This is a genomic window from Morganella psychrotolerans (assembly GCF_965118875.1).
Classification (GTDB): Bacteria; Pseudomonadota; Gammaproteobacteria; order Enterobacterales; family Enterobacteriaceae; genus Morganella; species Morganella psychrotolerans_C.
Genome location: NZ_CBCPJD010000014.1, coordinates 64,263 through 87,774 on the forward strand (window position 1 = coordinate 64,263; position 23,512 = coordinate 87,774).

Annotated in this window: 20 protein-coding genes; 9 read left to right on the forward strand and 11 right to left on the reverse strand. The window is 47.6% G+C overall.

Translation table 11 applies throughout. From position 1 onward, the window contains the following. Positions 1–168 precede the first annotated feature (168 nt). Positions 169–1,872, forward strand: coding sequence for a DUF7057 domain-containing protein (locus ACMHKJ_RS14170; RefSeq protein ID WP_413494862.1), 1,704 nt, complete (start codon positions 169–171; stop codon positions 1,870–1,872). 79 nt (positions 1,873–1,951) lie between these two features. On the opposite strand, the gene yajL is transcribed toward ACMHKJ_RS14170, so the two are convergent. Next, positions 1,952–2,548: a protein deglycase YajL gene (gene yajL / locus ACMHKJ_RS14175; protein ID WP_413494864.1), complete on the reverse strand. Its 597-nt coding sequence runs from the start codon at positions 2,546–2,548 to the stop codon at positions 1,952–1,954. Beyond that, positions 2,517–3,419 carry a 2-dehydropantoate 2-reductase gene (panE, locus tag ACMHKJ_RS14180; RefSeq protein ID WP_413494866.1) on the reverse strand — a complete coding sequence of 301 codons (903 nt, stop codon included), beginning with the start codon at positions 3,417–3,419 and terminating at the stop codon, positions 2,517–2,519. Before panE ends, yajL begins: the two co-directional genes overlap by 32 nt. Positions 3,420–3,577: 158 nt before the next feature. On the opposite strand from panE, the gene ACMHKJ_RS14185 reads away from it, so the two are divergent. After that, on the forward strand, positions 3,578–4,069 hold the full coding sequence (locus ACMHKJ_RS14185; RefSeq protein WP_413494868.1) for a YajQ family cyclic di-GMP-binding protein: 492 nt from the start codon (positions 3,578–3,580) through the stop codon (positions 4,067–4,069). Between the two features lie 41 nt (positions 4,070–4,110). Here ACMHKJ_RS14185 and ACMHKJ_RS14190 read toward each other — a convergent pair whose 3' ends face one another. From ACMHKJ_RS14190 to ACMHKJ_RS14230, 9 genes are all read right to left on the reverse strand, one after another. Then, a complete protein-coding gene (locus ACMHKJ_RS14190) occupies positions 4,111–5,472 on the reverse strand; it encodes an MFS transporter (RefSeq protein WP_413494870.1) in 1,362 nt (453 codons plus the stop codon). Between the two features lie 108 nt (positions 5,473–5,580). Beyond that, on the reverse strand, positions 5,581–6,465 hold the full coding sequence (gene cyoE / locus ACMHKJ_RS14195; RefSeq protein ID WP_067399045.1) for a heme o synthase: 885 nt from the start codon (positions 6,463–6,465) through the stop codon (positions 5,581–5,583). An 11-nt stretch (positions 6,466–6,476) separates the two neighbouring features. Beyond that, on the reverse strand, positions 6,477–6,809 hold the full coding sequence (locus tag ACMHKJ_RS14200) for a cytochrome o ubiquinol oxidase subunit IV (protein WP_067425208.1): 333 nt from the start codon (positions 6,807–6,809) through the stop codon (positions 6,477–6,479). Continuing rightward, a complete protein-coding gene (locus ACMHKJ_RS14205; RefSeq protein ID WP_413494872.1) occupies positions 6,809–7,423 on the reverse strand; it encodes a cytochrome o ubiquinol oxidase subunit III in 615 nt (204 codons plus the stop codon). Before ACMHKJ_RS14205 ends, ACMHKJ_RS14200 begins: the two co-directional genes overlap by 1 nt. Then, on the reverse strand, positions 7,413–9,404 hold the full coding sequence (cyoB, locus tag ACMHKJ_RS14210; RefSeq protein WP_413494874.1) for a cytochrome o ubiquinol oxidase subunit I: 1,992 nt from the start codon (positions 9,402–9,404) through the stop codon (positions 7,413–7,415). The genes ACMHKJ_RS14205 and cyoB overlap by 11 nt, the downstream gene beginning before the upstream one ends. Before the next feature lie 3 nt (positions 9,405–9,407). Then, positions 9,408–10,361 (reverse strand): cytochrome o ubiquinol oxidase subunit II, encoded by a 954-nt coding sequence (cyoA, locus tag ACMHKJ_RS14215; RefSeq protein WP_413494875.1) that lies wholly within the window; start codon positions 10,359–10,361, stop codon positions 9,408–9,410. Positions 10,362–10,723: 362 nt separating this feature from the next. After that, positions 10,724–11,482: a nucleoside-specific channel-forming Tsx family protein gene (locus ACMHKJ_RS14220; protein ID WP_413494877.1), complete on the reverse strand. Its 759-nt coding sequence runs from the start codon at positions 11,480–11,482 to the stop codon at positions 10,724–10,726. A 240-nt stretch (positions 11,483–11,722) separates the two neighbouring features. Next, entirely contained in the window at positions 11,723–13,210 is a 1,488-nt protein-coding gene (gene ampG / locus ACMHKJ_RS14225) for a muropeptide MFS transporter AmpG (RefSeq protein ID WP_413494879.1), read from the reverse strand. A gap of 151 nt (positions 13,211–13,361) precedes the next feature. Beyond that, complete coding sequence (locus tag ACMHKJ_RS14230; protein WP_413494881.1) at positions 13,362–13,943, reverse strand: YajG family lipoprotein; 582 nt, start codon at positions 13,941–13,943, stop codon at positions 13,362–13,364. Between the two features lie 187 nt (positions 13,944–14,130). On the opposite strand from ACMHKJ_RS14230, the gene bolA reads away from it, so the two are divergent. The 7 genes from bolA to ppiD all read left to right on the forward strand — a co-directional run bounded on the left by bolA (position 14,131) and on the right by ppiD (position 23,393). Then, positions 14,131–14,460 (forward strand): transcriptional regulator BolA, encoded by a 330-nt coding sequence (gene bolA / locus ACMHKJ_RS14235; RefSeq protein WP_413494883.1) that lies wholly within the window; start codon positions 14,131–14,133, stop codon positions 14,458–14,460. 271 nt (positions 14,461–14,731) lie between these two features. Beyond that, on the forward strand, positions 14,732–16,042 hold the full coding sequence (tig, locus tag ACMHKJ_RS14240) for a trigger factor (protein WP_150385085.1): 1,311 nt from the start codon (positions 14,732–14,734) through the stop codon (positions 16,040–16,042). Positions 16,043–16,305: 263 nt separating this feature from the next. Then, entirely contained in the window at positions 16,306–16,926 is a 621-nt protein-coding gene (gene clpP, locus ACMHKJ_RS14245) for an ATP-dependent Clp endopeptidase proteolytic subunit ClpP (protein WP_067369821.1), read from the forward strand. 111 nt (positions 16,927–17,037) lie between these two features. Further along, on the forward strand, positions 17,038–18,318 hold the full coding sequence (gene clpX / locus ACMHKJ_RS14250; protein ID WP_413494885.1) for an ATP-dependent protease ATP-binding subunit ClpX: 1,281 nt from the start codon (positions 17,038–17,040) through the stop codon (positions 18,316–18,318). A 194-nt stretch (positions 18,319–18,512) separates the two neighbouring features. Further along, a complete protein-coding gene (gene lon / locus ACMHKJ_RS14255) occupies positions 18,513–20,870 on the forward strand; it encodes an endopeptidase La (RefSeq protein ID WP_150385084.1) in 2,358 nt (785 codons plus the stop codon). A 220-nt stretch (positions 20,871–21,090) separates the two neighbouring features. Beyond that, complete coding sequence (gene hupB / locus ACMHKJ_RS14260) at positions 21,091–21,366, forward strand: nucleoid-associated protein HU-beta (protein ID WP_067369814.1); 276 nt, start codon at positions 21,091–21,093, stop codon at positions 21,364–21,366. A gap of 158 nt (positions 21,367–21,524) precedes the next feature. Further along, positions 21,525–23,393: a peptidylprolyl isomerase gene (gene ppiD / locus ACMHKJ_RS14265; RefSeq protein WP_413494887.1), complete on the forward strand. Its 1,869-nt coding sequence runs from the start codon at positions 21,525–21,527 to the stop codon at positions 23,391–23,393. Positions 23,394–23,512: the final 119 nt, after the last annotated feature.

The following is a 23,512-nucleotide window of genomic DNA, read 5'->3' on the forward strand; positions in this document are numbered from 1 at the left end:
TGAAAACACGGGGTTTTTTATTTTATACCCCATACTTCAGGATGCTGTTGATTGCGCAGAGCCCGGCCTTGTCACTGTGTTCTCCGTCTGGCGTCGCGTGCCGCCTGCATGTATCCTGAATTATTCAGAGTATATACGTGACACTTTTTCACTGACCAAGGATCCGGGATGAAAAACGCAATACAACAGACGTCGTTCAGCCGTTACGTTTATTTTTTTATTATTGTTATGGCTATTTTACAGGCTGTTGTTCTGTATGCGGCGATGGATTATACGCTGCGAAATTATATCGGGTTGCCGGCGCCGGTTGCTTATCTGCCGATGTTACTGGCAATATTTGTGCCGTCAGTAAGCAGCTATCTGGTCACGACTCTCAAATCAGCACTGTTTTATCTCTGTCTTGTATGTGCCGCTTTGCTGATTGTCTGGATTAACTTCTGGTACGGCGGAGAGGCAACATCAGAGAGTAATGCTGACCCATTCACCGCAATAGTGATGCTGACCCTGCTGTTTTTCTTTCTGCTGCCATGGCTGCAATTACGCCTGAGTTCCGGCGCCCGCAATCCTGACTATCTCAGCTTAATTAACAGTTATATCCGTAACGCGGTATTAGGTGTCCTTGCCTGTGTTATCGGGGGGATCGTTGCCGGGATTATTAAACTGGCCGGTTTTCTGTTTGGTATTGTGAATCTCACCTATCTCAGTGAGATATTTGATAATGCACTGATTTACTGGGTTGGTTTTTGTCTGGGTTTTAATATCAGCCTGGTCTTTATGCGCTCAGCCTTTGATTTTCAGGCGGGAAAAATTGCAGGTTATGTTGCAAGGGTTCTGTTACCGGTATTGAATATCATTGCAGTGATATTTATTGCAGGGCTTATTTTTTCTGCCGGTACAGGGGCTCGGGTCGGCGGACTGGACTCATTTACCATGCTCTGGTTTCTGATCCTGAATATTATTCTGCTGAATCTGGTGTATGGCGCAGGCGCGGAACCATTTCGTTTCCGGGGCTGGCTGAATCACTTTGTGTTGTTCAGTATTGTTTTACTGAATATTTTCTCTGTGCTGTCGCTGTACGGGATCCTTACGCGCGTTAATCAATACAGCTGGAGTATCAGCCGGTTGTATGCATTTTCACTTGCGCTGTTTTTAACCGCGATTATCCTCGCATACAGTATTGCAGTGTTCTGCCGCCGCAGTAATTGGGCTGGGTTGTTAGGTACTATCAATAAAACAGGGATATTAGTTTTGATCGCCGGAATACTGGTGATCAGCAGCCCGCTGGCCGATTTTAAGCGTATTTCAGTGAACAGCCTGATGGCAGCAATCGGAGACGGAAAAATTAAGATAGATTCTGATCTGAAATACCGCCTTGAATCCCTCGGACGTCGTGGTGAAGCAGCACTTGCCACACTGAAGGCTTCCCCGCAATACAGTACGGAACTGGAGCGTTCGCCTTATGAGCAAAGGGAAGCAGTTACTCTGAAAGAAGTTCTGCTTATTGCCAAAAACAGCCCGGCACTGCCTGACAGCTGGTGGGCGGGTAAGCCTGATTTTCCGGAAAGTTGGTACTGTAAGGAAAAAAATACGGAGTCAGAATGCCTCGGGTTTATGGCAGATGTGAATAAAGACGGCGAAGATGATGTGGTTGCCTGTTATTACGAACCGCTGAGAACCTCGTTTTCCTGCTATGTCTGGCAGCGGATAACCGTGGTTACGGAAGAAGGGACAGAAACGGATGAGTGGCAACAGGTCGATTCACAGGAGAGTGAATTTATGTCTTCAGAGGTGCGGCAAACTAACTGGAATAAGCTCAAAGACGGTCGTTTTTCACTGAAACCGAAAGAGTGGCAGCAGATAGAAATACCCTGATTTTATTTCAGACAATAAAACGCCCGGCAGGATAAATGCCGGGCGTTTGTTATCATAATCAGTGATCTGCCGGTATCTGTTAAGTCGGATCCTGATAGTTCCAAATCCCCGGTGGCAGAACCAGTTCGCCGGCAACCTGCGCCGCTGTTTCCTGTCCGCACAGTCTGTCAATCAGGCGCAACGCGAAATCAATTGCAGTCGCAGGACCCTGACTGGTCAGCAGGTTTACCCGCTCATCAAAATAAACACGTTGGTTAATCCACTGTTTTTCGGGGATTTTATCCTGTAATGCCGGGTAGCCGGTCATATTACCGAGGGGAAACAGTTGATGAGTCACCAGGATAACGGATGGTGCTGCACAGATGGCCGCCACAATTTTTTCTTCACACTGCATCCGGCGGATTTTTTCAATCACCAGCGGACTGTCCCGCAGATTTTCCGCCCCCCTTAATCCGCCCGGCAGCACAATGGCATCAAAAGGTTCATCGGCAACACGCACCAGCGGGAGATCGGCCTGTAAGCGGATCCCCCGTGAGCCGGTGATAAGGCAACCACCATCATTATTGGCACTGGCTAGTGTCACCTGAATTCCTGCTCGGATAAGTAAATCAGCCGTGGTGACGGTTTCAATTTCTTCGCAGCCGTCAGCGAGACAAATGAGAACTGAAGGGGGCATTTTGTTCCTCTTTCTGTTTTACGAGGCTGTAAACGTGAATATTTTCCGGCAGTAAAATTCCGTGATAACGGGCGCGTTGCAGCAAATAGCCGGTAATATAATCAATTTCAGTATAGCGGCCATAGAGAATATCCTGGCGCATTGATGAACTGCTGTCTGCTGTTTTTTCAATGACATGCAGGATATATTCATAAATGTCCGCACTGTTAGTATGGATACCTTCCCGCTGCATCACAAGAGCAACTTCATCACACAACTCGCGAACCTGTGGCAGATGCGCCATCAGCCCGCCATTTTTACAGTCATAAATGACCGTCAGCGGGGAAATAACACAATTCACCGCCAGTTTTTGCCAGCTGGCAGCATCAATTTCGTTATGCCAGGCAACGTCAGGCAGGGCATCATGCAGGATATCAGCAAGATAACCGTAGTGACGGGCGCGATCATTGACCGGACCAATGTGGGTCATGCCGCGGCGGGTGTGGTGAAGTAAACCATTTTCTTCAAATGCACCATGAGAGGTTATGCCGGTCAGTAGCGGATTGGTTACCCGTGATAATTCACGGGCAACGCCCATGCCGTTATGAAGCAACAGCACAGGGCAGGATTCGGGTATTTTCGGCAGCAGTTGGTTGACTGCTTCTGAAGCCTGCCAGGCTTTCAGACAAACCAGCAGTAATTCAGTTTCAGCCAGGAATTCCGGGTCATTTGTGGTAAATTGACCGTAGAAAGGTTCTCCGTTAAGAGAGTCAATATTTACATTCAGATAGGGTTGGGAAATGCGCAGCCATCCCTGCACCTCATGATTGCCGGACAGTGCAGCAAGCCAGAGTTTCCCGATTGCGCCACAACCCAGTACTGTTATTTTCATAAGGACTCCGGACAGTGAAAAAGATGTGAGCAATATCACTGAATAATACCACTTTTGTACCGGTACTGCCTTAGTAAATACAGCGGAAAATATAGTGCTTTTGTTGGTTTGATAAACCCGGTATTATGCCGGTCAGTTGAATATAGGGAGATCATACAATGCCATCATTTGATATTGTTTCTGAAGTTGAATTACATGAAGTGCGTAACGCCGTGGAAAATGCGCAGCGTGAAGTGACCAGCCGCTTTGATTTTCGTAATGTGAGCGCCACAATTGAACTCAATGAAAAAAATAACAGTGTTAAAGTGACCAGTGAGTCCGATTTCCAGGTTAACCAGCTGATTGATATCGTTCGTGAAAAACTGGCGAAACGCGGAATTGAAGGCGCATCTCTGACGGTTCCGGATGAATTGGAACACAGCGGAAAAATGTACAGTGTGGAAGCCACATTGCTGCAGGGTATTGATACAGCGCTGGCGAAAAAAATCGTCAAACTGATTAAAGACAGTAAGCTGAAAGTTCAGGCGCAGATTCAGGGCGAAGAAGTCCGTGTTACGGGGAAAGCCCGTGATGATTTGCAGGCTGCTATGGCGCTGGTACGCGGAGGAAAATTGGGACAGCCGTTCCAGTTTAAAAATTTCCGCGATTAAGCATTATCCGGCAACCCGTTTTACAGGTTGCCGGTTTTTGATTATCCCTGCAGCACGGCTTCCAGTTGGCTGCGGTTCGACAATTTTGTGTCTGTCTTGATATATGCCGCCCGTTCTTCTTCAATAATCACCACATCACTGACCCCCGGCTGTCCGCGCAATATATCTCCGATTAATTGATAATTAATATCATTTTTTGGTAAATCCAGACGAATACTGCTGACATACGGCGGTTGGCGCAGTGTCATACTGACTGCCAGCCAGATAAGCGTCAGAACAAGTCCGCCGCCGAACACAGCGAATGCACCGTTTATGTTATACAGTAATCCGCCGAGGGTGCCGCCGAGCGCAACGCCGAGAAACTGACTGGTGGAGTAAATCCCCATTGCGGTGCCTTTATATCCGGCGGGGGCTTCTTTACTGATAAGGGACGGTAAAATTGCTTCCATCACATTGAACGCAATAAAGAAAATTTGCAGCCCGAGATACAGTAACCAGAGGTTTTTCCCGGCCAGCAAAAAAGTGACTTCTGCCAGCATCATCATCACGACACAACAGATAAATACCTGTTTCATTTTCCGGTATTTTTCTGCATAAATAATGAACGGCAAAACGGAAACAAAGGCAATCAGCATGGTATAGAGATAGGCTTTCCAGTGTAATTCACGATCAAGTCCTGCACTGCTCATGACCAGCGGAAGAGCAACAAAGGTTGCCATCAGCAGAGTATGGAGTGCCAGAATCCCGAAATTTAGCCGTGTGAGTTGCTTATCAAATAAGACCCGTTTTATTGCGCCTTTAACAATGGCCGTTTCGCGGTTTTTCCGGTGCTCCGGATTATCAGGTACGACATACAATGTGACGATTATGGCAAGAAACGCGAGCAGGGCAATTCCCTGAAATAATCCGCTGAGACCGACAATATTTGCAAGGATCGGCCCCAGAACCAGTGCGATTGCAAAGGTGATACCAATACTTATCCCGATGAATGCCATTGCTTTTGTGCGGTTTTGTTCGCGGGTAACATCAGAAAGAAGAGCCATGACAGCCGCAGAAATGGCACCCGCGCCTTGCAGGGCACGACCGGCAATGATGCCGTAAATGGAATCACTGAATGCAGCAACAAGGCTGCCGGCGATAAAAATAATCAACCCGGCGATTATCAGCGGTTTGCGACCGATTCTGTCTGAGAGCAGACCGAAAGGAATTTGAAAGATAGCCTGAGTCAGGCCATAAACACCAATAGCAAAGCCTGTCAGGGGGCTGGTGGCATCTTTAAGATCAAGACCGAAAGTGGTGATAACGGGGAGTACCATGAACATGCCGAGCATGCGCAAAGAAAATACCGAGCCTAACCCCCAGGTCGCACGACGCTCGGACGGGGTCATTTTATTATCGTTCATGGAGTAACCTCAAAAAGACAGACACCACATTCTAATGAGATTTGCGGTTTTTGCTAAACACAAAATGGCAGGGGAACCCTGCCATTTTGTTATTACACAGGACTGTTATTACCGGACGTAGGCCAGCAGGGTATCATTAGCGACACCCGGGTCCACTGACATCATGACGCTGAGAGACGTAATGGCGACAATGGAGAATACGAACAGCTTACGCGCCCACAGGCGATCGTTAGTTGTTTTATAACCCGACAGCGCCATTCCCAGCCACCACACACTGACTGCCGCTGCGACAATCAGGTATTTATATCCCGCGTAGCCACTGATGGCGAGCATCAGAGTGGCAAACATAAAGGCGATGATATACAGGATAATGTGGTTTTTAGCCACAGAGATACCTTTAATCACCGGCAATACCGGGATATTGGCCGCCTGGTAATCTTTAAACCGGAAGATGGCAATTGCATACGAATGCGGCATTTGCCATAAACTGAAGATTAACAACAGGATAAGGGCACCGGTATCAAATTGTCCCGTCACCGCACAGTAACCGATAACCGGCGGAGCGGCACCGGATAAGCTGCCGACCAACGTGCCGTAAACGGATTTACGTTTCATATAGAGGCTGTAAACCCCGACATAAATGATAAACCCGACAACCGCAATCAGCATAGCAACCGCATTCGCAGCGACCAAAAGCAGGACCATACCGGCAATACCCAGTACAGAGGCATATACCAGACTGACTTTAGGGTCAATCAGCCCTCTGACCAGAGGGCGGTTTTTGGTGCGTTCCATGACAGAATCAATGTCGCGGTCAATATAATTGTTAAATACACAACCGGAGGCCACGACCAGTGAAACACCGAGCAATGTTGCCATGAACAGTGGGTAATCAATATCGCCTTTGGAGGCGAGCAGGAATCCCCCTATCACGGAAATCAGGTTTCCGAAAATAATTCCGGGCTTGGTGACCTGCAGGTATTGCTTAATCATATCGGCAACCTTTAATCGACCATCATATTGATGTTCAGGTTGTACATAATCCACAGCGAACCAATTACCACGATACCGATAATGAGGAGAGTGAACAGGAACGCAATCAGGTTCCAGCGCTCTTCAGAGGCGGTATTCATGTGTAAGAAGCACACCAGGTGAACCAAAATCTGTACAACGGCGCTAATGACGACGGTCGCCAGAATCACTGATGGTGATGCTGTGCCCTCGATAACCATGTAAAAAGGCACGACTGTCAGAATGACAGACAGAATAAAGCCAATCAGATAAGTTTTCACACTACCGTGGCTTGCACCGGTATTTGCTGTATTTGAATGACTCATTACAGTGCCCCCAACAGATAAACAACGGTGAACACACAAATCCAGACAACATCCAGGAAGTGCCAGAACAGGCTCAGGCAGCTCAGGCGCGTTTTGTTCACTTCCGTGAGTCCGCGGCGGCTGTTCTGGATAATCATGATAATTATCCAGATAAGACCGGCGGTGACGTGAATACCGTGTGTTGCGACCAGGGTGAAGAAGCCGGACAGGAAGCCGCTGCGATCCGGACCATAATCTTCACTGATTAATTCATGGAATTCATAAATTTCCATTGCCACGAAACCGAGGCCGAGCAGGAAAGTTACGAATAACCACAGATTAACCTGACTGACCTTGTTACGGTTCATCGCCAGCATGGCAAAACCATAGGTAATACTGCTGAATAACAGCAGGAAGGTTTCAACCAGAACGAACGGCAGATTAAAGATATCTTTGCCGGCCGGGCCGCCCGCAGTACCGTCTTTCAGTACCACGTAGATGGCGAAAAGACTCGCAAACAGAATAAGGTCACTCATCAGGTAAATCCAGAATCCGAAGACTTTGGTTGCGCCTGCATCGTGATGCCCATGATCGTCATGGGCGTTATTATGTTGAGTCAGGGTATTAGTTGACATTATCCGCACCTGCCTTGCTCAGTTGTTCGTAGTGGGCGTTCTCGATTTTTTCGACTTCCGCCACAGGAACATAATAATCCACATCTTCATCGAAGCTTTTTACAATCCAGGTGACGATCATACCGGCGAAACCGACAATCGCGAGCCACCAGATATGCCAGATCATGGCGAAGCCAAAGATCAGGCTGAAACCGGCGATAATCACACCTGCTGCCGTATTTTTCGGCATATGAACATCTTCATATTTTGCAGGGCGCTTGTAAGCGGTACCTTTTTCTTTCATGTCCCACCATTCATCGCGGGACTGAACATCCGGTACTTCAGCGAAATTATAGAACGGCGGTGGTGATGATGTTGCCCACTCCAGTGTACGTCCGCCCCACGGGTCACCTGTCAGGTCACGGTTCTGGTCACGATCCCGGATACTGACGTAGAACTGAATAACCTGGCACAGAATACCGACACCGATAATTGCCACGCCGCCGGCTGCAATAACCAGCATGGTATGGAATACCGGGTCAATGTTCTGGCTGATACGACGGGTCATACCCATAAAGCCCAGCACATAAACCGGCATAAAGGCAACGAAGAAACCGATGAACCAGCACCAGAATGCGCGGACACCCCATTTCTCATTCAGCGTGAAACCGAAAGCTTTAGGGAACCAGTAAGCAGTACCGGCAAAGCACCCGAAGACCACACCGCCGATAATCACGTTATGGAAGTGTGCAATCAGGAACAGGCTGTTATGAAGTACAAAGTTTGCACCCGGTACTGCCAGCAGAACCCCGGTCATACCACCAACAGAGAAGGTGATGATGAAGCCGATAGTCCAGAGCATAGGTGTTTTCAGTTCAATACGGCCCTGATACATGGTGAACAGCCAGTTAAATATCTTCACACCTGTCGGAATGGAGATAATCATCGTGGCAATACCAAAGAAGGCGTTGACGTTTGCACCGGAACCCATGGTAAAGAAGTGATGCAGCCAGACGATAAAAGAAAGAACGGTAATCGCGATGGTTGCCCACACCAGAGAGGTGTAGCCGAACAGGCGTTTTTTCGAGAATGTCGCAGTGACTTCAGAGAAGACCCCGAATACCGGCAGAACCAGGATATACACTTCCGGGTGACCCCATGCCCACACCAGATTGATGTACATCATCATGTTGCCGCCCATATCATTGGTAAAGAAATGGGTGCCCATGTAACGGTCAAGCGTAAGGCCGGTTAAGGTGACAGTCAGAATCGGGAATGCAGCGATAATCAGGATGTTGGTACAGAATGCCGCCCAGGTAAAGACCGGCATTTTCATCATCGACATACCCGGTGCGCGCATACGCAGTACGGTGGCAAAGAAGTTAACCCCGGTCAGCAATGTACCGATACCGGAAATCTGAAGACTCCACAGCCAGTAATCAACCCCGACACCCGGGTTATATTCAAGCCCGGATAATGGCGGATAAGCCAGCCAGCCGGTCTGTGCGAACTCACCAACACCCAGTGAAATATTCACTAACAGGACGCCGACGACAAAGAACCAGAAACTCAGGGAGTTCAGGAACGGGAAAGCAACATCCCGCGCACCAATCTGTAGCGGCACAACCAGGTTCATCAGACCAACAACAAATGGCGTAGCCACAAAGAAGATCATGATAACGCCGTGAGCGGTAAAAATCTGGTCGTAATGCTCAGGCGGAAGGAACCCGGCTTCACCGGCGGAAGAGAGTGCCTGCTGGGCGCGCATCATAATGGCGTCAGCAAAACCACGGATTAACATCACCAGTGACACGATGATGTACATAATACCAATTTTTTTATGGTCAACTGTCGTTAACCATCCGGTCCATAACCACGTCCATTTACGGAAGTAGGTGATTAGACCCAGGACTGCAAGACCACCTAAAACGATACCGAGTAACGTCACAACGACAATCGGCTCATGCAGGGGAACTGCATCCAGTGTTAATTTTCCGAACATGCTTTACCCCTTATTCCCGGAATGAGTTGCTGCAGGCGTATGGCTGCCATGCTCATCTGCACTCATATCCATCATTGAATGGCTTTCGCCTTCCTGCATTTTCGCGCTGCCATGACCGGCATGACCAAATTTGTTAATGGTGTCCACAAACAGGTTTGGTTTGACGGTTGAGAAGTAGGCGACCGGGTTATTGACACTCGGTTTTGCTAATGCGTTGAACGCGTCAGTGGTGTTCAGGGTATCCGGTGAGGCTTTCACTTTAGCAACCCATTCATCAAAGGCTTCGCGTGTCGGGGTGGCGGTTGCGGTAAATTTCATGTCAGAGAAACCATGACCGCTGTAACTCGCGGAAATACCTTTATACACACCCGGTTCATCAGCAATAAGATGCAGTTTGGTTTGCATGCCGGCCATTGCGTAAATCTGGCCGCCTAACTGCGGAATGAAAAATGAATTCATTACAGAGTCAGAGGTGATTTTGAAATTGACGGGAACACCGACCGGGAATGCAATCTCATTCACAGTGGCAATACCTTGATCCGGATAGATAAATAACCATTTCCAATCCATAGAAATAACCTGAATAGTGACAGGTTCCTGATCACTGACCAGAGGTTTGTAAGGATCCAGTTCGTGGGTGGTTTTCCACGTAATTGTTCCCAGAATCAGAATGATAATGATTGGAACAGTCCAGACGACAAGTTCAATTTTGTTTGAATGCGCCCAGTTAGGACGGTAAGTTGCTTTTTTGGCTTCCCGGTAGCGCATGGCAAAAACAATTGTCATGATAATGACCGGTATGACCACAATAAGCATCAGACCAATTGCAGTTAAAATCAGCGTTTTCTGCTGTGCTCCGATAGTGCCTTTTGGATCCATCAATACCATATCGCACCCGCCTGATAAAAGCGTGGCTGCGAGCAGCATGATTATCCCGATACTCTTTTTGTAGTTCATAAGCTCATCCAACGACCCCAAAAATAAAGGTGCTCAGTACTATTGTCGTTTCATCAGTCCGCACATATTACGGCAAGGTAGGATTAGTGTAAATATATGTAATAGAATTACACCGATTGTTGGCTCTTTATGTTAAAAGGATCACAAGTGGGTAATTTTTTATGTAAAAGTAAAATAAAAGACTTACTTTTAACAAACAAGAGACAATTTGATGTTTAAGCTTAGATTAGGGAGTGCAATACCGAAAGGAGATAACACTAATTATTACACTTTATATGACAGGCTAGTGAAATTTTTCTATTCAGAAACAAGTTATTAGTAAGAATACGGGGGCTTTCCCCCCCGTGGTCTGAAAATGTGATCTAGAAGTTATATTTAATACTATAAACTATTGCCTGCTGATAGAAATCTTCACCTAATTTATTATCAGCATAGCGGTACTGGATACCGGTCGTGACAGACGGAACCGGTGTCCACCACAAGGCGAGCGCCCCATTGATACCATTTCGTCCGCCATTGCCGTAACGTTCGTTGCGGTTAAATTCCATTTCATGCCAGTTGGTGACACTGAATTTTTCATTCCACAGGTTGAAGTCATATCCGGCAACCCAGCCAAGCACATAGCCGTTGTTACCACTGTAAAACGTTTGATCAACATAGTGGAGTGCCGCGAATGGCTTGAGCCATAAACCGTGGAAATCGGTGTTGTACCCGATCCCGTACAGGGTATTTACTTCATGGAAATTGCCGCCGTTTCCCGGCAGTGAATAGGTACCGTAAACGTGCCCGTAAGCGTTAAAACCGCTGTCACCCAGATAGAAGCGACCCGTGGTTTTAAATGTGTAGCGTTGATTATCACCGGCGTCAGAATCTGTTTTGCTGTTAAACGCATTTTCCAGATCGAAGAAGCCGTAAAGCTCGCCCCAGGAGTAACCGGCACCGCCTTCAAGTTCCAGGTAAGCAAAGTCGTCTTTATGTGAACTGTTTCCGCTCTTATGCGTCGTGTGCTCAGTCCAGTCCAGGTAGTTCATACTGACGTTTGCAAATCCCCATTGATACTCTGCCTGCGCAGAAAACGCGGCGGTTGCAGCGATGATGGCCGCAATAGTCGTTTTTTTCATAATTTGTCAGCTATTTATTTTGTAGTTAAAGAGTTAAGAGGTCAGAAATAACAACGGAGAATATAGGGCGAAGGGAGAAAAAGGAGAATAAGGGATGTGATGTATTTGTGGTTTTGAATGTAATTTTAAGAAATAAATTATATTAAATGTGATTAATATCTAAAAAATGACAACAAAAAAGCCAGTTTAAACTGGCTTTATAAACTTTTGATTGAATTTTTTCCGGTATTAGTAGCAGCGTCAGGTCAGTTTATCCCTGCGAAGTGCGCAATAATCAAGCAGTCCGCCCAGGAATAAACCGGCAATCCCGATATTAAGACCGTAAATAAAGATGTCACCTTTCAGTGTATCGGGAATGAATTCAGGGGTGAGACTGAACACACCGGTAAGCAGCAGGATCAGGCTGGCTGTAAACAGGGTGGCGGTGATCCCGAGCAATGAGAGAGCCAGCCGGTAACCGGAACGGAAATGGCGGCGTGGCAGGAATTGTTCTGTTTCCTGGGTGTAGCGCAGCGTCTGCCGGCACAGTAACAGCAACAGCAATCCCGGAATGGCGGCAACGACAGTAAACATATAGAACCAGCTCCAGCCGTAGAACTCAACCATCCATCCGGCGAATGGTCCGGTATACACGCGCCCGACGGCGGAAAGTGCTGACAGCAGGGCAAATTGTGTTGCTGAGAATGACCGGTTGCACAGTGTCATCAGCAGTGCGACAAAGGCAGCCGTTCCCATCCCGCCACAAATATTTTCGATGAATACAACGGCACCCATCATATAAATATTTTGTGGTGTAACGGTCAGTACCCAATAGCCGAGATTTGAAAATCCCTGAATGATCCCGAAGAACATCAGTGATTTAAACAGGCTCCAGCGCTGCATCAGATAACCGCCGTACAGCGCGCCGATAATCGTTGCTGCCAGTCCCAGGGTTTTATTGATAAGCCCGACTTCGTCAGGGCCGAACCCGGCACCACGGATCAAAAACGGTGTACTGAGTGTTAATGCAAATGCATCCCCCATTTTATAGAGGACGATCAGCAGTAACAGCAGCCAGGTATTATTACGGCCAAAAAACTCAGCCAGCGGATCACGTACGGCTTCCCGCAGTGTCCGTGGCGGCGGAGCGCCTGTTTCGGGCTCTTTTGCCATCAGAGTGGCGAATACCCCGACAAGCATGATTGCCGCCATCAGTAGATACATATTTTGCCAGCCGGTATAGCGGTGTGCTATCAGCAGCGCCAGCCCGCCGGAAACCAGCATCGCCAGCCGGTAACCTAATGTTGATATTGCAGCCCCGGTGCCGCGCTCTTTGGCGGAAAGCAGATCTGTTTTATAGGCATCGAAAATAATATCCTGCGATGCGGAACAGAACGCGACAACAGCGGCAGCAGCAGCCAGCCACCAGAGGTGCTCTGACGGCTTCATCATGCTCATCGCGATAATACTGATGATCAACATTATCTGTGTGGTCAGCATCCAGCCGCGGCGGCGTCCGAGAAACGGCAGCTGATAGCGATCCATAAAGGGCGCCCACAGAAATTTGAAGACATACGCCTGACTGACCAGCGAGAAAAAACCGATCGTTTTAATATCGACATTTTCAATCGTTATCCAGGCCTGGAGTGTCCCGCCGGTCAGTGCCAGCGGCAACCCGGAAGCAAACCCGAGCAGTAAAAGAATACGGGCATTCCGCTGACTGTAAGTTGCCCAAATACTCCGGAACATTATTATCCTTACGCATCACCGGCGGTGATACACACTGTTATTAACAGAAAAGCACGGACAGCCCTGTACCCGAAGGACAGGGCTGTTTATACACTTATTCATTCAAACTGCAGGTTCGTTGACGGCGTGAATGACGTTGGGTATAGATAGATTAATAGCGGGCGTTTTGTTTGATGAACTGACTGATTTGTGTGTCTTGTGCCATGTCTGCAACAATGTCGCTGAGTGCGCGGTTAAAGGCATCCGTCACTTTTGCATTGCTGGCGCTGAACGGTCCCTGCACATTATAGCTGGTGCGGAATGTTCTGCTTTTTGTACTGTTATTTTGCGCGGTGGCGAGTACGGTAACCTCAATGTTAGCGGTAATGTTATGGCGGACACTGCCTTCCTGAACATTCGCTTTAAAGGTATTTATTGCTATCTGAACGTTTGCTGCCGCCGGGGTGCCAATCATGAATCCACGCGCAACCATTTGTTTTTCCAGGGCTTCCTGCAGCAGAAAACGCAGATCGCGTGACGGGCGCAACTGTGCCAGCTGACCGTTACGACTGAATTCAGCCAGTGTCTGAGATGAACGGTTATCGACACCGGTAATAGAAATGGTTGTTGCACCGAGTGTCGGATCCGCCGGTGGTAACTTCATCACAGGCTCGATGGATAAGGTGTTCGACGGTGCCTGACAACCAGCTAATAATATCAGCGCGAACAGCGGAAAGAGGTATTTTTTCAACATAATATGAATCCGTTATAAGTTGTTGAAGTCAGCCACAGCACCGGATTGTCGTCGGGGGTGTGAGTGTTCAGATTAACGCACGATGATAATCGGCTTTATCGCGGATTGGTATGGATTTTGATAAAAAACTCACTACACTGGGCATTCACCGCAAGTATATAAGTATACATTGACCTGAAGGATAGTTATGTCGGCATCATTCCCTGCTGTGATGCACCAACGCATCACTGAAAAACTGAATTTGGCACTGACACCTCATCATATAGATGTGATGAATGAAAGTGGTCAGCATAATGTCCCTGCCGGATCTGAAACTCACTTTAAAGTCGTGGTGGTCAGTGATATTTTTGATGGCATGCGCCTGGTCGGGCGTCACCGTCACATTTATACACTGTTGGCCGATGAGCTTTCAGGCGGGGTTCACGCCCTGGCGCTGCATACTTACACGCCGGATGAGTGGAACCGTGCTCAGGGAAGTGTGGAAGCGTCGCCGCGTTGTCATGGCGGCGGTCAGTGAGTCGCAAATTGTACAAAAAATCGGCTTATCGCACAAATTTTGATATAAAAAGAATGAATTTCGGGCTCTTTTGCCTGCGCTCCTCGACGCGGAGTGTCAGCATCGCTATAATGTCGCGTCTGAAATTCCGTATGGTTTCGGGACGCTTCTGAATATAAGGGAACTCGGTTTTTAAATGCGACCACCCCGGTTCATTATCGTTTCACGCGGGCAAAGTGCCGTGCGTGGGATCTGGAGTTGACCGAGCAATAGACTTTTTTGAGGTAATAAGATGCAAGTTTCTGTTGAAACGACTGAAGGCCTTGGGCGTCGTGTATTAATCACCGTTCCTGCCGCCGAAATTGACAAAGCAGTAAATAAAGAATTAGCTGAAATCGCCAAGAAAGCACGTATTGACGGCTTCCGTAAAGGTAAAGTGCCACAGAACATCATCAAGCAGCGTTATGGCGCGATGGCTGTTCAGGATGCACTCGGCGAGATGATGTCACGTAACTTCGTCAGCGCTATCATCGAAAACAAAATCAACCCTGTCGGCGCACCGGACTACAAAGTAGACGAGCCGTATCAGGAAGGTCAGGACTTCAAATATACTGTTGAATTTGAAGTGTTCCCTGAAGTTGAGCTGAAAGGTCTGGAAACAATCGAAGTTGAAAAACCGGTTGTTACCGTCAAAGATGCTGACATCGATGGCATGGTTGAAACTCTGCGCAAGCAGCAGGCTGAATGGAAAGTGATTGAAGATGCAGCGAAAGCTGATGATCGCATCACTATCGATTTCGCAGGTACTGTTGACGGCGAAGCGTTCGATGGTGGTAAATCCTCTGATTTCGTTCTGGTCATGGGTCAGAACCGTATGATTCCGGGCTTTGAAGACGGTGTTGTCGGTCATAAAGCCGGTGAAGAATTCGAAATCGATGTGACTTTCCCGGAAGATTACCACGCTGAAAACCTGAAAGGGAAAGCAGCTAAGTTCGCTATCACACTGAAAAAAGTTGAAGAGCGCGAACTGCCGGAAATGACTGAAGAGTTTATTAAGCGCTTCGGTATTGGCGACGGTTCTCTGGATGGTCTGAAAGCAGAAATCCGTAAAAACATGGAACGTGAGCTGAAAAATGCTGTGCGCAACCGTGTTAAAACCCAGGTTATCGACGGTCTGCTGAAAGCAAACGAAATCGATGTACCGAAAGCGGCTGTTGATACTGAAATCGAAGAACTGCGTAAGCAGGCAGCACAGCGTTTCGGTGGTTCAGAGCAACAAGCTATGGAACTGCCGCGTGAACTGTTCGAAGAACAGGCTAAACGCCGCGTGATGGTTGGCCTGCTGTTAGGCGAAGTCATCTCTTCTAACGAACTGAAAGCCGAAGACGATCGCGTTAACATGCTGATTGAAGAAATGGCTTCTGCGTATGAAGATCCGTCAGAAGTTGTAGAATACTACAACAAAAACAATCAGATGATGGAAGGTATCCGCAATCTGGCACTGGAAGAGCAGGCAATTGAAACTGTTCTGGCGAAAGCGAAAGTGACTGATAAAGAAACTGGCTTTACTGAACTGATGAACCAGGTTCAGGCAGCAGGTTAATCTTCTCTCTGTGAACAGCACATTGCTGTTTATCTGATCAAAACCGCAGACAATATGCATTGTCTGCGGTTTTTTCGTTATTTATGACAATATTCCTTGAAAAAAGCCGGGGTTATCCCCCATATTTGCCATATCAGGTAATTACCGGGCGGGATATGCCGATTATATGGCCGAATCACCGATAGCACATGGTCATCTTACCGGATCTCAAGTAAAATAGACCCATTCGGCAGGCACCAATAAAATTCAATCAGGAGATGGACATGTCATATCACGACAATCAGGATACTTTCGCACCCAACATGGCGCTGGTGCCAATGGTTATCGAGCAGACAGCACGCGGTGAACGCTCCTATGATATCTATTCACGCTTATTAAAAGACCGTATTATCTTTTTAACCGGTCAGGTTGAAGATCATATGGCAAACCTGGTCGTGGCACAATTACTCTTCCTGGAAGCTGAAAACCCGGAAAAAGACATCAGTCTTTACATTAATTCACCGGGTGGGGTTATCACCGCCGGGATGTCAATTTATGACACCATGCAGTTTATCAAACCACAGGTCAGCACAATTTGTGTGGGCCAGGCCTGCTCTATGGGCTCCTTCTTACTGACGGCGGGTGAGCCGGGCAAACGTTATTGCCTGCCTAACTCCCGTGTCATGATCCACCAGCCGCTGGGTGGCTATCAGGGACAAGCTACTGATATTGAAATTCATGCTCAGGAAATTCTGAAAGTGAAAGCGCGCATGAATGAATTATTAGCCCATCACACCGGTAAATCCGTTGAGGAAATTCAGCGTGATACCGAGCGTGATCGCTTCCTGTCCGCTAAAGAAGCACAGGAATACGGCTTGGTTGACCATATTTACACACGCCGGTAACAGGTAACGCAGGCGTTGCCTGTATCCTGCCCACAGGCAGGGTACTGCGGTGTCGTGACATTTTTTGCGGCTCACCAATGATGAGCTGTACTGATTAAGTGAGGTTTACTGATGACAGACAAACGCAAAGACGGTTCAGGAAAGCTGCTGTACTGCTCTTTCTGCGGGAAAAGTCAGCATGAGGTTAAGAAACTGATTGCCGGCCCGTCAGTGTATATCTGTGACGAATGCGTTGATTTATGCAATGACATTATTCGTGAAGAAATTAAAGACCTGATCCCGGCACAGCGCAGTGATCGCAATGAACTGCCGACACCGCATGAAATTCGTCAGCACCTTGATGACTATGTTATTGGTCAGGAACTGGCGAAAAAAGTGCTGGCAGTTGCGGTATACAATCACTACAAACGTTTACGCAACGGCGATAAAACAGCCGAAGGCGTAGAGCTGGGTAAAAGTAATATTCTGCTTATCGGACCAACCGGCAGCGGTAAAACATTACTGGCAGAAACCCTGGCGCGTTACCTGGATGTTCCGTTTACCATGGCGGACGCCACCACACTGACCGAAGCCGGTTATGTGGGCGAAGATGTTGAAAATATCATTCAGAAGCTTTTACAGAAATGCGACTATGATGTAGAGAAAGCACAGCGCGGTATCGTGTATATTGATGAAATTGATAAAATTTCCCGTAAATCTGATAATCCGTCAATTACCCGTGATGTGTCCGGCGAAGGTGTTCAGCAGGCTCTGCTGAAACTGGTCGAAGGAACTATCGCGGCAGTACCGCCGCAAGGTGGACGTAAACATCCGCAGCAGGAATTTTTACAGGTTGATACCTCGAAAATTCTGTTTATCTGTGGCGGGGCATTTGCCGGTCTTGATAAAGTAGTGGGACAGCGTCTGAATACCCGTTCAGGTATCGGTTTCGGTGCTGAAGTGCGTGGTGATAAAGATAAAGCAACTGAAGGTGAATTACTGGCACAAGTGGAGCCGGGCGATCTGATTAAATTTGGTCTGATCCCTGAATTCATTGGTCGTCTGCCGGTAGTGGCAACACTCGGTGAGCTGAATGAAGACGCATTGATCCAGATTTTACAGGAACCAAAAAACGCGTTAACGAAACAGTATCAGGCACTTTTCAATATTGAAGATGTCGAACTGGAGTTCCGTCGCGAAGCCCTGGTTGCCATCGCTGAAAAAGCGATGAAACGTAAAACAGGTGCCCGTGGTCTGCGTTCTATCGTTGAAGCGGCATTACTGAATACGATGTACGATTTGCCGTCAATGGAAAACGTTGAAAAAGTCGTTATCGATGAAAATGTGATCACGAATCAAACGGAACCTTTGCTGATTTACCGTAAACCTGAAGCACAGGTTTCCGGCGAGTAACGAGAAGTTAGCGGATTTGTTATCAATATTATAAAAATGAGGGGATTTTCCCTCATTTCGCTTTTCTTACTAAATAAAGTATTGAATGTAAGAAATGCATCCCCATATATTGATCATTCTATGGAGTGGAACCTGTAAAAAACGTGTTTCACGACGTTCCTAACAAGGCGTAAGCTAAACGAAGAGAGTGCTCTATGAATCCTGAGCGTGCTGAACGCATTGAAATCCCGGTACTGCCTTTACGCGATGTGGTGGTTTATCCCCACATGGTTATTCCTTTATTTGTCGGGCGCGAAAAATCCATCCACTGTCTGGAAACAGCCATGGATATGGATAAAAAAGTGCTGTTAGTTGCCCAGAAAGAAGCGTCAACGGACGAACCGGGCGTCAATGATTTATTCTCAGTCGGGACAGTCGCATCTGTATTACAGATGCTGAAACTGCCGGACGGCACTGTGAAAGTGCTGGTGGAAGGTCTGCAACGTGCGCATATCAAAACATTAAGCGACAACGGTGATTTCTTCTCAGCCCAGGCTGAACTGATGGAATCGCCGGTTGTGGACGAGCGTGAACAGGAAGTTCTGTTACGCACTGCGACCAATCAGTTTGAGGGTTACATCAAACTGAATAAAAAAATTCCGCCGGAAGTCCTGACTTCTTTGCACAGTATCGAGGATGTCGCCAAATTGGCTGACACTATTGCCTCCCACATGACATTGAAATTACAGGATAAACAATCTGTATTAGAAATGCCGGATGTGGTTGAGCGCCTCGAGTATCTGATGGCGATGATGGAATCGGAAATCGACCTGTTACAGGTGGAAAAACGTATCCGTAACCGTGTCAAAAAACAGATGGAAAAAAGCCAGCGCGAGTACTATCTCAACGAGCAGATGAAAGCTATCCAGAAAGAGCTGGGTGAGATGGACGACGCACCGGATGAAGCTGAAGCGCTGAAACGTAAGATTGAAGAAGCGCAGATGCCGAAAGAGGCAAAAGAAAAAGCCGAAGCCGAGCTGCAAAAACTGAAAATGATGTCCCCGATGTCTGCAGAAGCGACAGTTGTCCGCAGTTATATCGACTGGATGATTCAGGTTCCGTGGGTTAAGCGCAGCAAAGTTAAAAAAGATCTGCTGAAAGCACAGGAAATTCTCGATTGCGACCATTATGGTCTGGATCGGGTTAAAGAGCGGATTCTTGAATACCTCGCGGTTCAAAGCCGTGTCAGTAAAATTAAAGGGCCGATCCTGTGTCTGGTCGGGCCGCCGGGGGTGGGTAAAACCTCTCTGGGGCAATCTATTGCCCGCGCAACCGGACGTAAATATGTCCGTATGGCGTTGGGCGGCGTGCGTGATGAAGCGGAAATCCGTGGTCACCGCCGCACTTACATCGGCTCTATGCCGGGTAAATTGATCCAGAAAATGGCAAAAGTCGGCGTAAAAAACCCGCTGTTCCTGCTGGATGAGATCGATAAAATGTCATCCGACATGCGTGGTGATCCTGCGTCCGCACTGCTTGAGGTGCTGGATCCTGAACAAAATATCGCGTTTAACGATCACTACCTGGAAGTGGATTACGACCTGTCTGATGTTATGTTTGTGGCAACATCGAACTCCATGAACATTCCTGCGCCGTTACTGGATCGTATGGAAGTTATCCGTTTGTCCGGTTATACGGAAGATGAAAAACTCAACATCGCGATTCGCCATCTTCTGCCTAAGCAGACAGAACGCAACGCGCTGAAGAAAACGGAACTGACTATCGATGACAGTGCGATCCTCGGGATCATCCGTTACTACACCCGTGAAGCGGGCGTGCGCGGACTGGAGCGTGAAATCTCCAAACTGTGCCGTAAAGCCGTGAAACAGTTGTTAATGGACAAAACACTCAAGCACATCGAAATTAACCAGGAAAACCTGAAAGAGTACCTGGGTGTGCAGAAAGTGGACTACGGTCGTGCTGACACGGAAAACCGTGTGGGTCAGGTTACCGGTCTTGCGTGGACAGAAGTCGGCGGGGATCTGCTGACTATCGAAACCGCAGCGGTTCCGGGTAAAGGGAAGCTCTCCTATACCGGTTCACTGGGTGAAGTCATGCAGGAGTCTATCCAGGCGGCACTAACCGTTGTCCGCGCCCGCGCTGACAAATTAGGGATCAACAACGATTTCTATGAAAAACGCGATATTCACGTCCACGTTCCTGAAGGGGCAACCCCGAAAGATGGGCCGAGTGCCGGTGTGGCGATGTGTACTGCGCTGGTCTCTGCGCTGACGGGGAACCCGGTACGTGCGGATGTGGCGATGACCGGGGAAATCACTCTGCGTGGTCTGGTGTTACCTATCGGCGGACTGAAAGAAAAATTACTGGCAGCACATCGCGGCGGGATTAAAACGGTACTTATCCCGGAAGAAAATCGCCGTGACCTGGAAGAAATTCCGGACAATGTGAAAGCTGATCTGGATATTCATCCGGTTAAAACAATAGATGAAGTTCTTTCACTTGCACTGCTGAATCCTGTTTCAGGCATGGAAGTTGTAAGTAAAAACGCGTAACAAATAGTGACCTGCATCAAGAAATAAAGATAAATTGAGGGCTGACAGATACTTTCGGACTTGTCAGCCTTTTTTTATCCCGCTAATTTAGCGAACATTCTTACGAAACTTGCGCAGTTTACAATCTTGCCAAGAAGAGTAAGGCTTGATATAACGGCTGTGGCTGTCAGGAACATACTTCGTTGATCCGGGCAGAAAATTCTGAAAGGGGATGATAATAGTGAATAAGTCACAATTGGTCGATAAAATTGCTGCGGATGCTGATATTTCAAAAGCTGCGGCCGGACGCGCGTTAGATGCAATTATTAGTTCTGTAACTGATACCCTTAAAGTGGGTGATGATGTTGCACTGGTTGGTTTCGGTACTTTCACTGTCCGTGAGCGCGCAGCGCGCACTGGCCGTAACCCGCAGACCGGTAAAGAGATCAAAATTGCTGCGGCAAAAGTACCTGCTTTCCGTGCAGGCAAAGGTCTGAAAGACGCAGTAAACAGCTGAGCACTGACTCAGGCTCCGGGATAATTTAGTCCTGAGGGCTTAAAAACCGTGCAAAGGTAAGCAGGAAGCGCATCAGAGTGATGCGCTTTTTTTTGTTTTAGGGCATAATTTACCCTGACCTGATTTTTATTTTACCAAAAGCGGAGTTTGGATTTCTTATGATGGAAAATCTACGCACAGCGGCGAATAACCCTGTGATAAAAATTATCTTCGCCATCATTATCCTGTCATTTATTCTGACAGGTGTCGGTGGTTACCTCGTCAGCGGTTCTAATTATGCTGCCAAAGTGAATGATACTGAAATATCGTCACAGCAATTAGAACGCGCCTTCCAGGAAGAGCGTAATCGCCAGCAGGCTCAGCTGGGTGACATGTTCTCGCAGTTAGTCAGCACTGAGCAGGGCGTGAAACAAATTCGCACTCAGGCATTGAATCAGTTAATTGATACTATTTTGCTTGAACAGTATGCGATGAAATTAGGTATCACTGTCAGTGATAACCAAATTATTAATGCTATCCGTGAAGAACCCGGATTCGCGGTTGACGGACAGTTCAGCCAGCAGGCGTATGATACGTTCCTCGCCCGTAACAGTATCACCGGCGAAAGCTATGCGAATTATCTGCGCAAACAGATGATCCAGGAACAACTGGTACAGCCTTTTGTCCGTGACTCTTTTGTGCTCGACAATGAAGTCACCAATGCAGCCGCTATTTTACTGCAGGCGCGTACTATCCGTCAGGCAACGCTGACTCTCTCTGATGCTCAGGCAAAACAGAGTACCACTGACGAAGAGTTACAGGCTTACTACGCGAAAAACAAAAATAATTTTATTGCCCCTCAGGCGATAAAAATCAGCTTTGTTGAGTTGGATGCCGCAAATATCCAGGATAATACCGGGGTGAGTGAGCAGCAGATTCAGGATTATTACGATAAAAACACAGCACGCTTTACGGCGCCCGGCAAAGGTGAATACAGTCAGATTACTGTTGCAACTGAAGATGATGCCAACGCCATTCTGAATGCACTGAAAAGCGGCGCTGATTTCAGTACGCTGGCTAAGGAAAAATCAACTGATAAACTGACCGCCCGTAACGGTGGTGTTATCGGCTGGATGGAAGATGCGGCATTAGTGCCTGAAATTAAATCGGCGAATCTGAAAAGTGCCGGACAGATCTCAGAGATTGTGAAGCTGGATAATGGCTATGCTATTTTCCGTCTGGATGTGTATGAGCCTGAAACACTCAAACCACTGACTGCGGTGAAAGATGAAGTTACTGCGCTGGTAAAAGGTGAAGCAGCAAGTAAAGCCTTCTTTGATTTACAGCAAAAAGCCAGTGAAGCGGCAGCAAATGATAATGAATCTCTGGTCGGCGTAGAGCAGGCTACAGGTGTTAAAGCTGTGCAGACAGATTGGTTCGCGCTGAGCAAACTGCCTGATGCGGTTAATTATCCGGAACTGCTGAAAGCCTTATCTGATAACCTGCTGTTTGATGAAAAAGGCTCATCCGGCGCTAACTCTGACATCATTACCGTATCCGGTGACCGTGCCTTTGTTATCCGCGTTGATGCGTATCGCCCGGAAGCCGTTGAACCGTTTGAGAAGGTCAGAGGGGAGATTGAAGCCCTGGTTAAACGCAGCAAGGCAGAAGCCGCACTGAATGCGCAGGCAGATACATTAATTGCCGCACTGAAAGAAGGTAAAGGCGATGCAGCATTAGCCGCCGCCGGCGTGAAATTTGGTGAAGCGCAAACTATCCAGCGCCTTAACCCGACAGATCCTGTGATTAACGCAGCGTTCACTCAGGCTCATCCTGTTGACGGTAAACCGACATACAGCCGTACAATTGATGCACAGGGCAATATTGTGCTGGTACAGCTGGATAAAGTTATTGCCGGTAATGCAACGGATAAGGAAAAAACTGAACTGCGCGAGGTATTACGTCAGCAAATGGCATCAACGGAGCTTGAATCATTACTGATCAACCTGCGTTTGAATGCAGATATTGATGTGAAGAATATGGACTAAAATTTTTCGATACAGATCGAAAAACTAAATGTCATTTACATTCCCTGAAAGGCTACGTTCGTAGCCTTTCGCATTTCTCCCCCAAAAATTCCCCGGCGTTAAAAATTTTTGCGACACTC

Excerpts from the sequence above, each read along its gene's own strand:
- ACMHKJ_RS14170 (WP_413494862.1), top strand. The coding sequence starts at position 169 with ATGAAAAACGCAATACAACAGACGTCGTTCAGCCGTTACGTTTATTTT.
- yajL (WP_413494864.1), bottom strand. The coding sequence starts at position 2,548 with ATGCCCCCTTCAGTTCTCATTTGTCTCGCTGACGGCTGCGAAGAAATT.
- panE (WP_413494866.1), bottom strand. The coding sequence starts at position 3,419 with ATGAAAATAACAGTACTGGGTTGTGGCGCAATCGGGAAACTCTGGCTT.
- ACMHKJ_RS14185 (WP_413494868.1), top strand. The coding sequence starts at position 3,578 with ATGCCATCATTTGATATTGTTTCTGAAGTTGAATTACATGAAGTGCGT.
- ACMHKJ_RS14190 (WP_413494870.1), bottom strand. The coding sequence starts at position 5,472 with ATGAACGATAATAAAATGACCCCGTCCGAGCGTCGTGCGACCTGGGGG.
- cyoE (WP_067399045.1), bottom strand. The coding sequence starts at position 6,465 with ATGATTAAGCAATACCTGCAGGTCACCAAGCCCGGAATTATTTTCGGA.
- ACMHKJ_RS14200 (WP_067425208.1), bottom strand. The coding sequence starts at position 6,809 with ATGAGTCATTCAAATACAGCAAATACCGGTGCAAGCCACGGTAGTGTG.
- ACMHKJ_RS14205 (WP_413494872.1), bottom strand. The coding sequence starts at position 7,423 with ATGTCAACTAATACCCTGACTCAACATAATAACGCCCATGACGATCAT.
- cyoB (WP_413494874.1), bottom strand. The coding sequence starts at position 9,404 with ATGTTCGGAAAATTAACACTGGATGCAGTTCCCCTGCATGAGCCGATT.
- cyoA (WP_413494875.1), bottom strand. The coding sequence starts at position 10,361 with ATGAACTACAAAAAGAGTATCGGGATAATCATGCTGCTCGCAGCCACG.
- ACMHKJ_RS14220 (WP_413494877.1), bottom strand. The coding sequence starts at position 11,482 with ATGAAAAAAACGACTATTGCGGCCATCATCGCTGCAACCGCCGCGTTT.
- ampG (WP_413494879.1), bottom strand. The coding sequence starts at position 13,210 with ATGTTCCGGAGTATTTGGGCAACTTACAGTCAGCGGAATGCCCGTATT.
- ACMHKJ_RS14230 (WP_413494881.1), bottom strand. The coding sequence starts at position 13,943 with ATGTTGAAAAAATACCTCTTTCCGCTGTTCGCGCTGATATTATTAGCT.
- bolA (WP_413494883.1), top strand. The coding sequence starts at position 14,131 with ATGTCGGCATCATTCCCTGCTGTGATGCACCAACGCATCACTGAAAAA.
- tig (WP_150385085.1), top strand. The coding sequence starts at position 14,732 with ATGCAAGTTTCTGTTGAAACGACTGAAGGCCTTGGGCGTCGTGTATTA.
- clpP (WP_067369821.1), top strand. The coding sequence starts at position 16,306 with ATGTCATATCACGACAATCAGGATACTTTCGCACCCAACATGGCGCTG.
- clpX (WP_413494885.1), top strand. The coding sequence starts at position 17,038 with ATGACAGACAAACGCAAAGACGGTTCAGGAAAGCTGCTGTACTGCTCT.
- lon (WP_150385084.1), top strand. The coding sequence starts at position 18,513 with ATGAATCCTGAGCGTGCTGAACGCATTGAAATCCCGGTACTGCCTTTA.
- ppiD (WP_413494887.1), top strand. The coding sequence starts at position 21,525 with ATGATGGAAAATCTACGCACAGCGGCGAATAACCCTGTGATAAAAATT.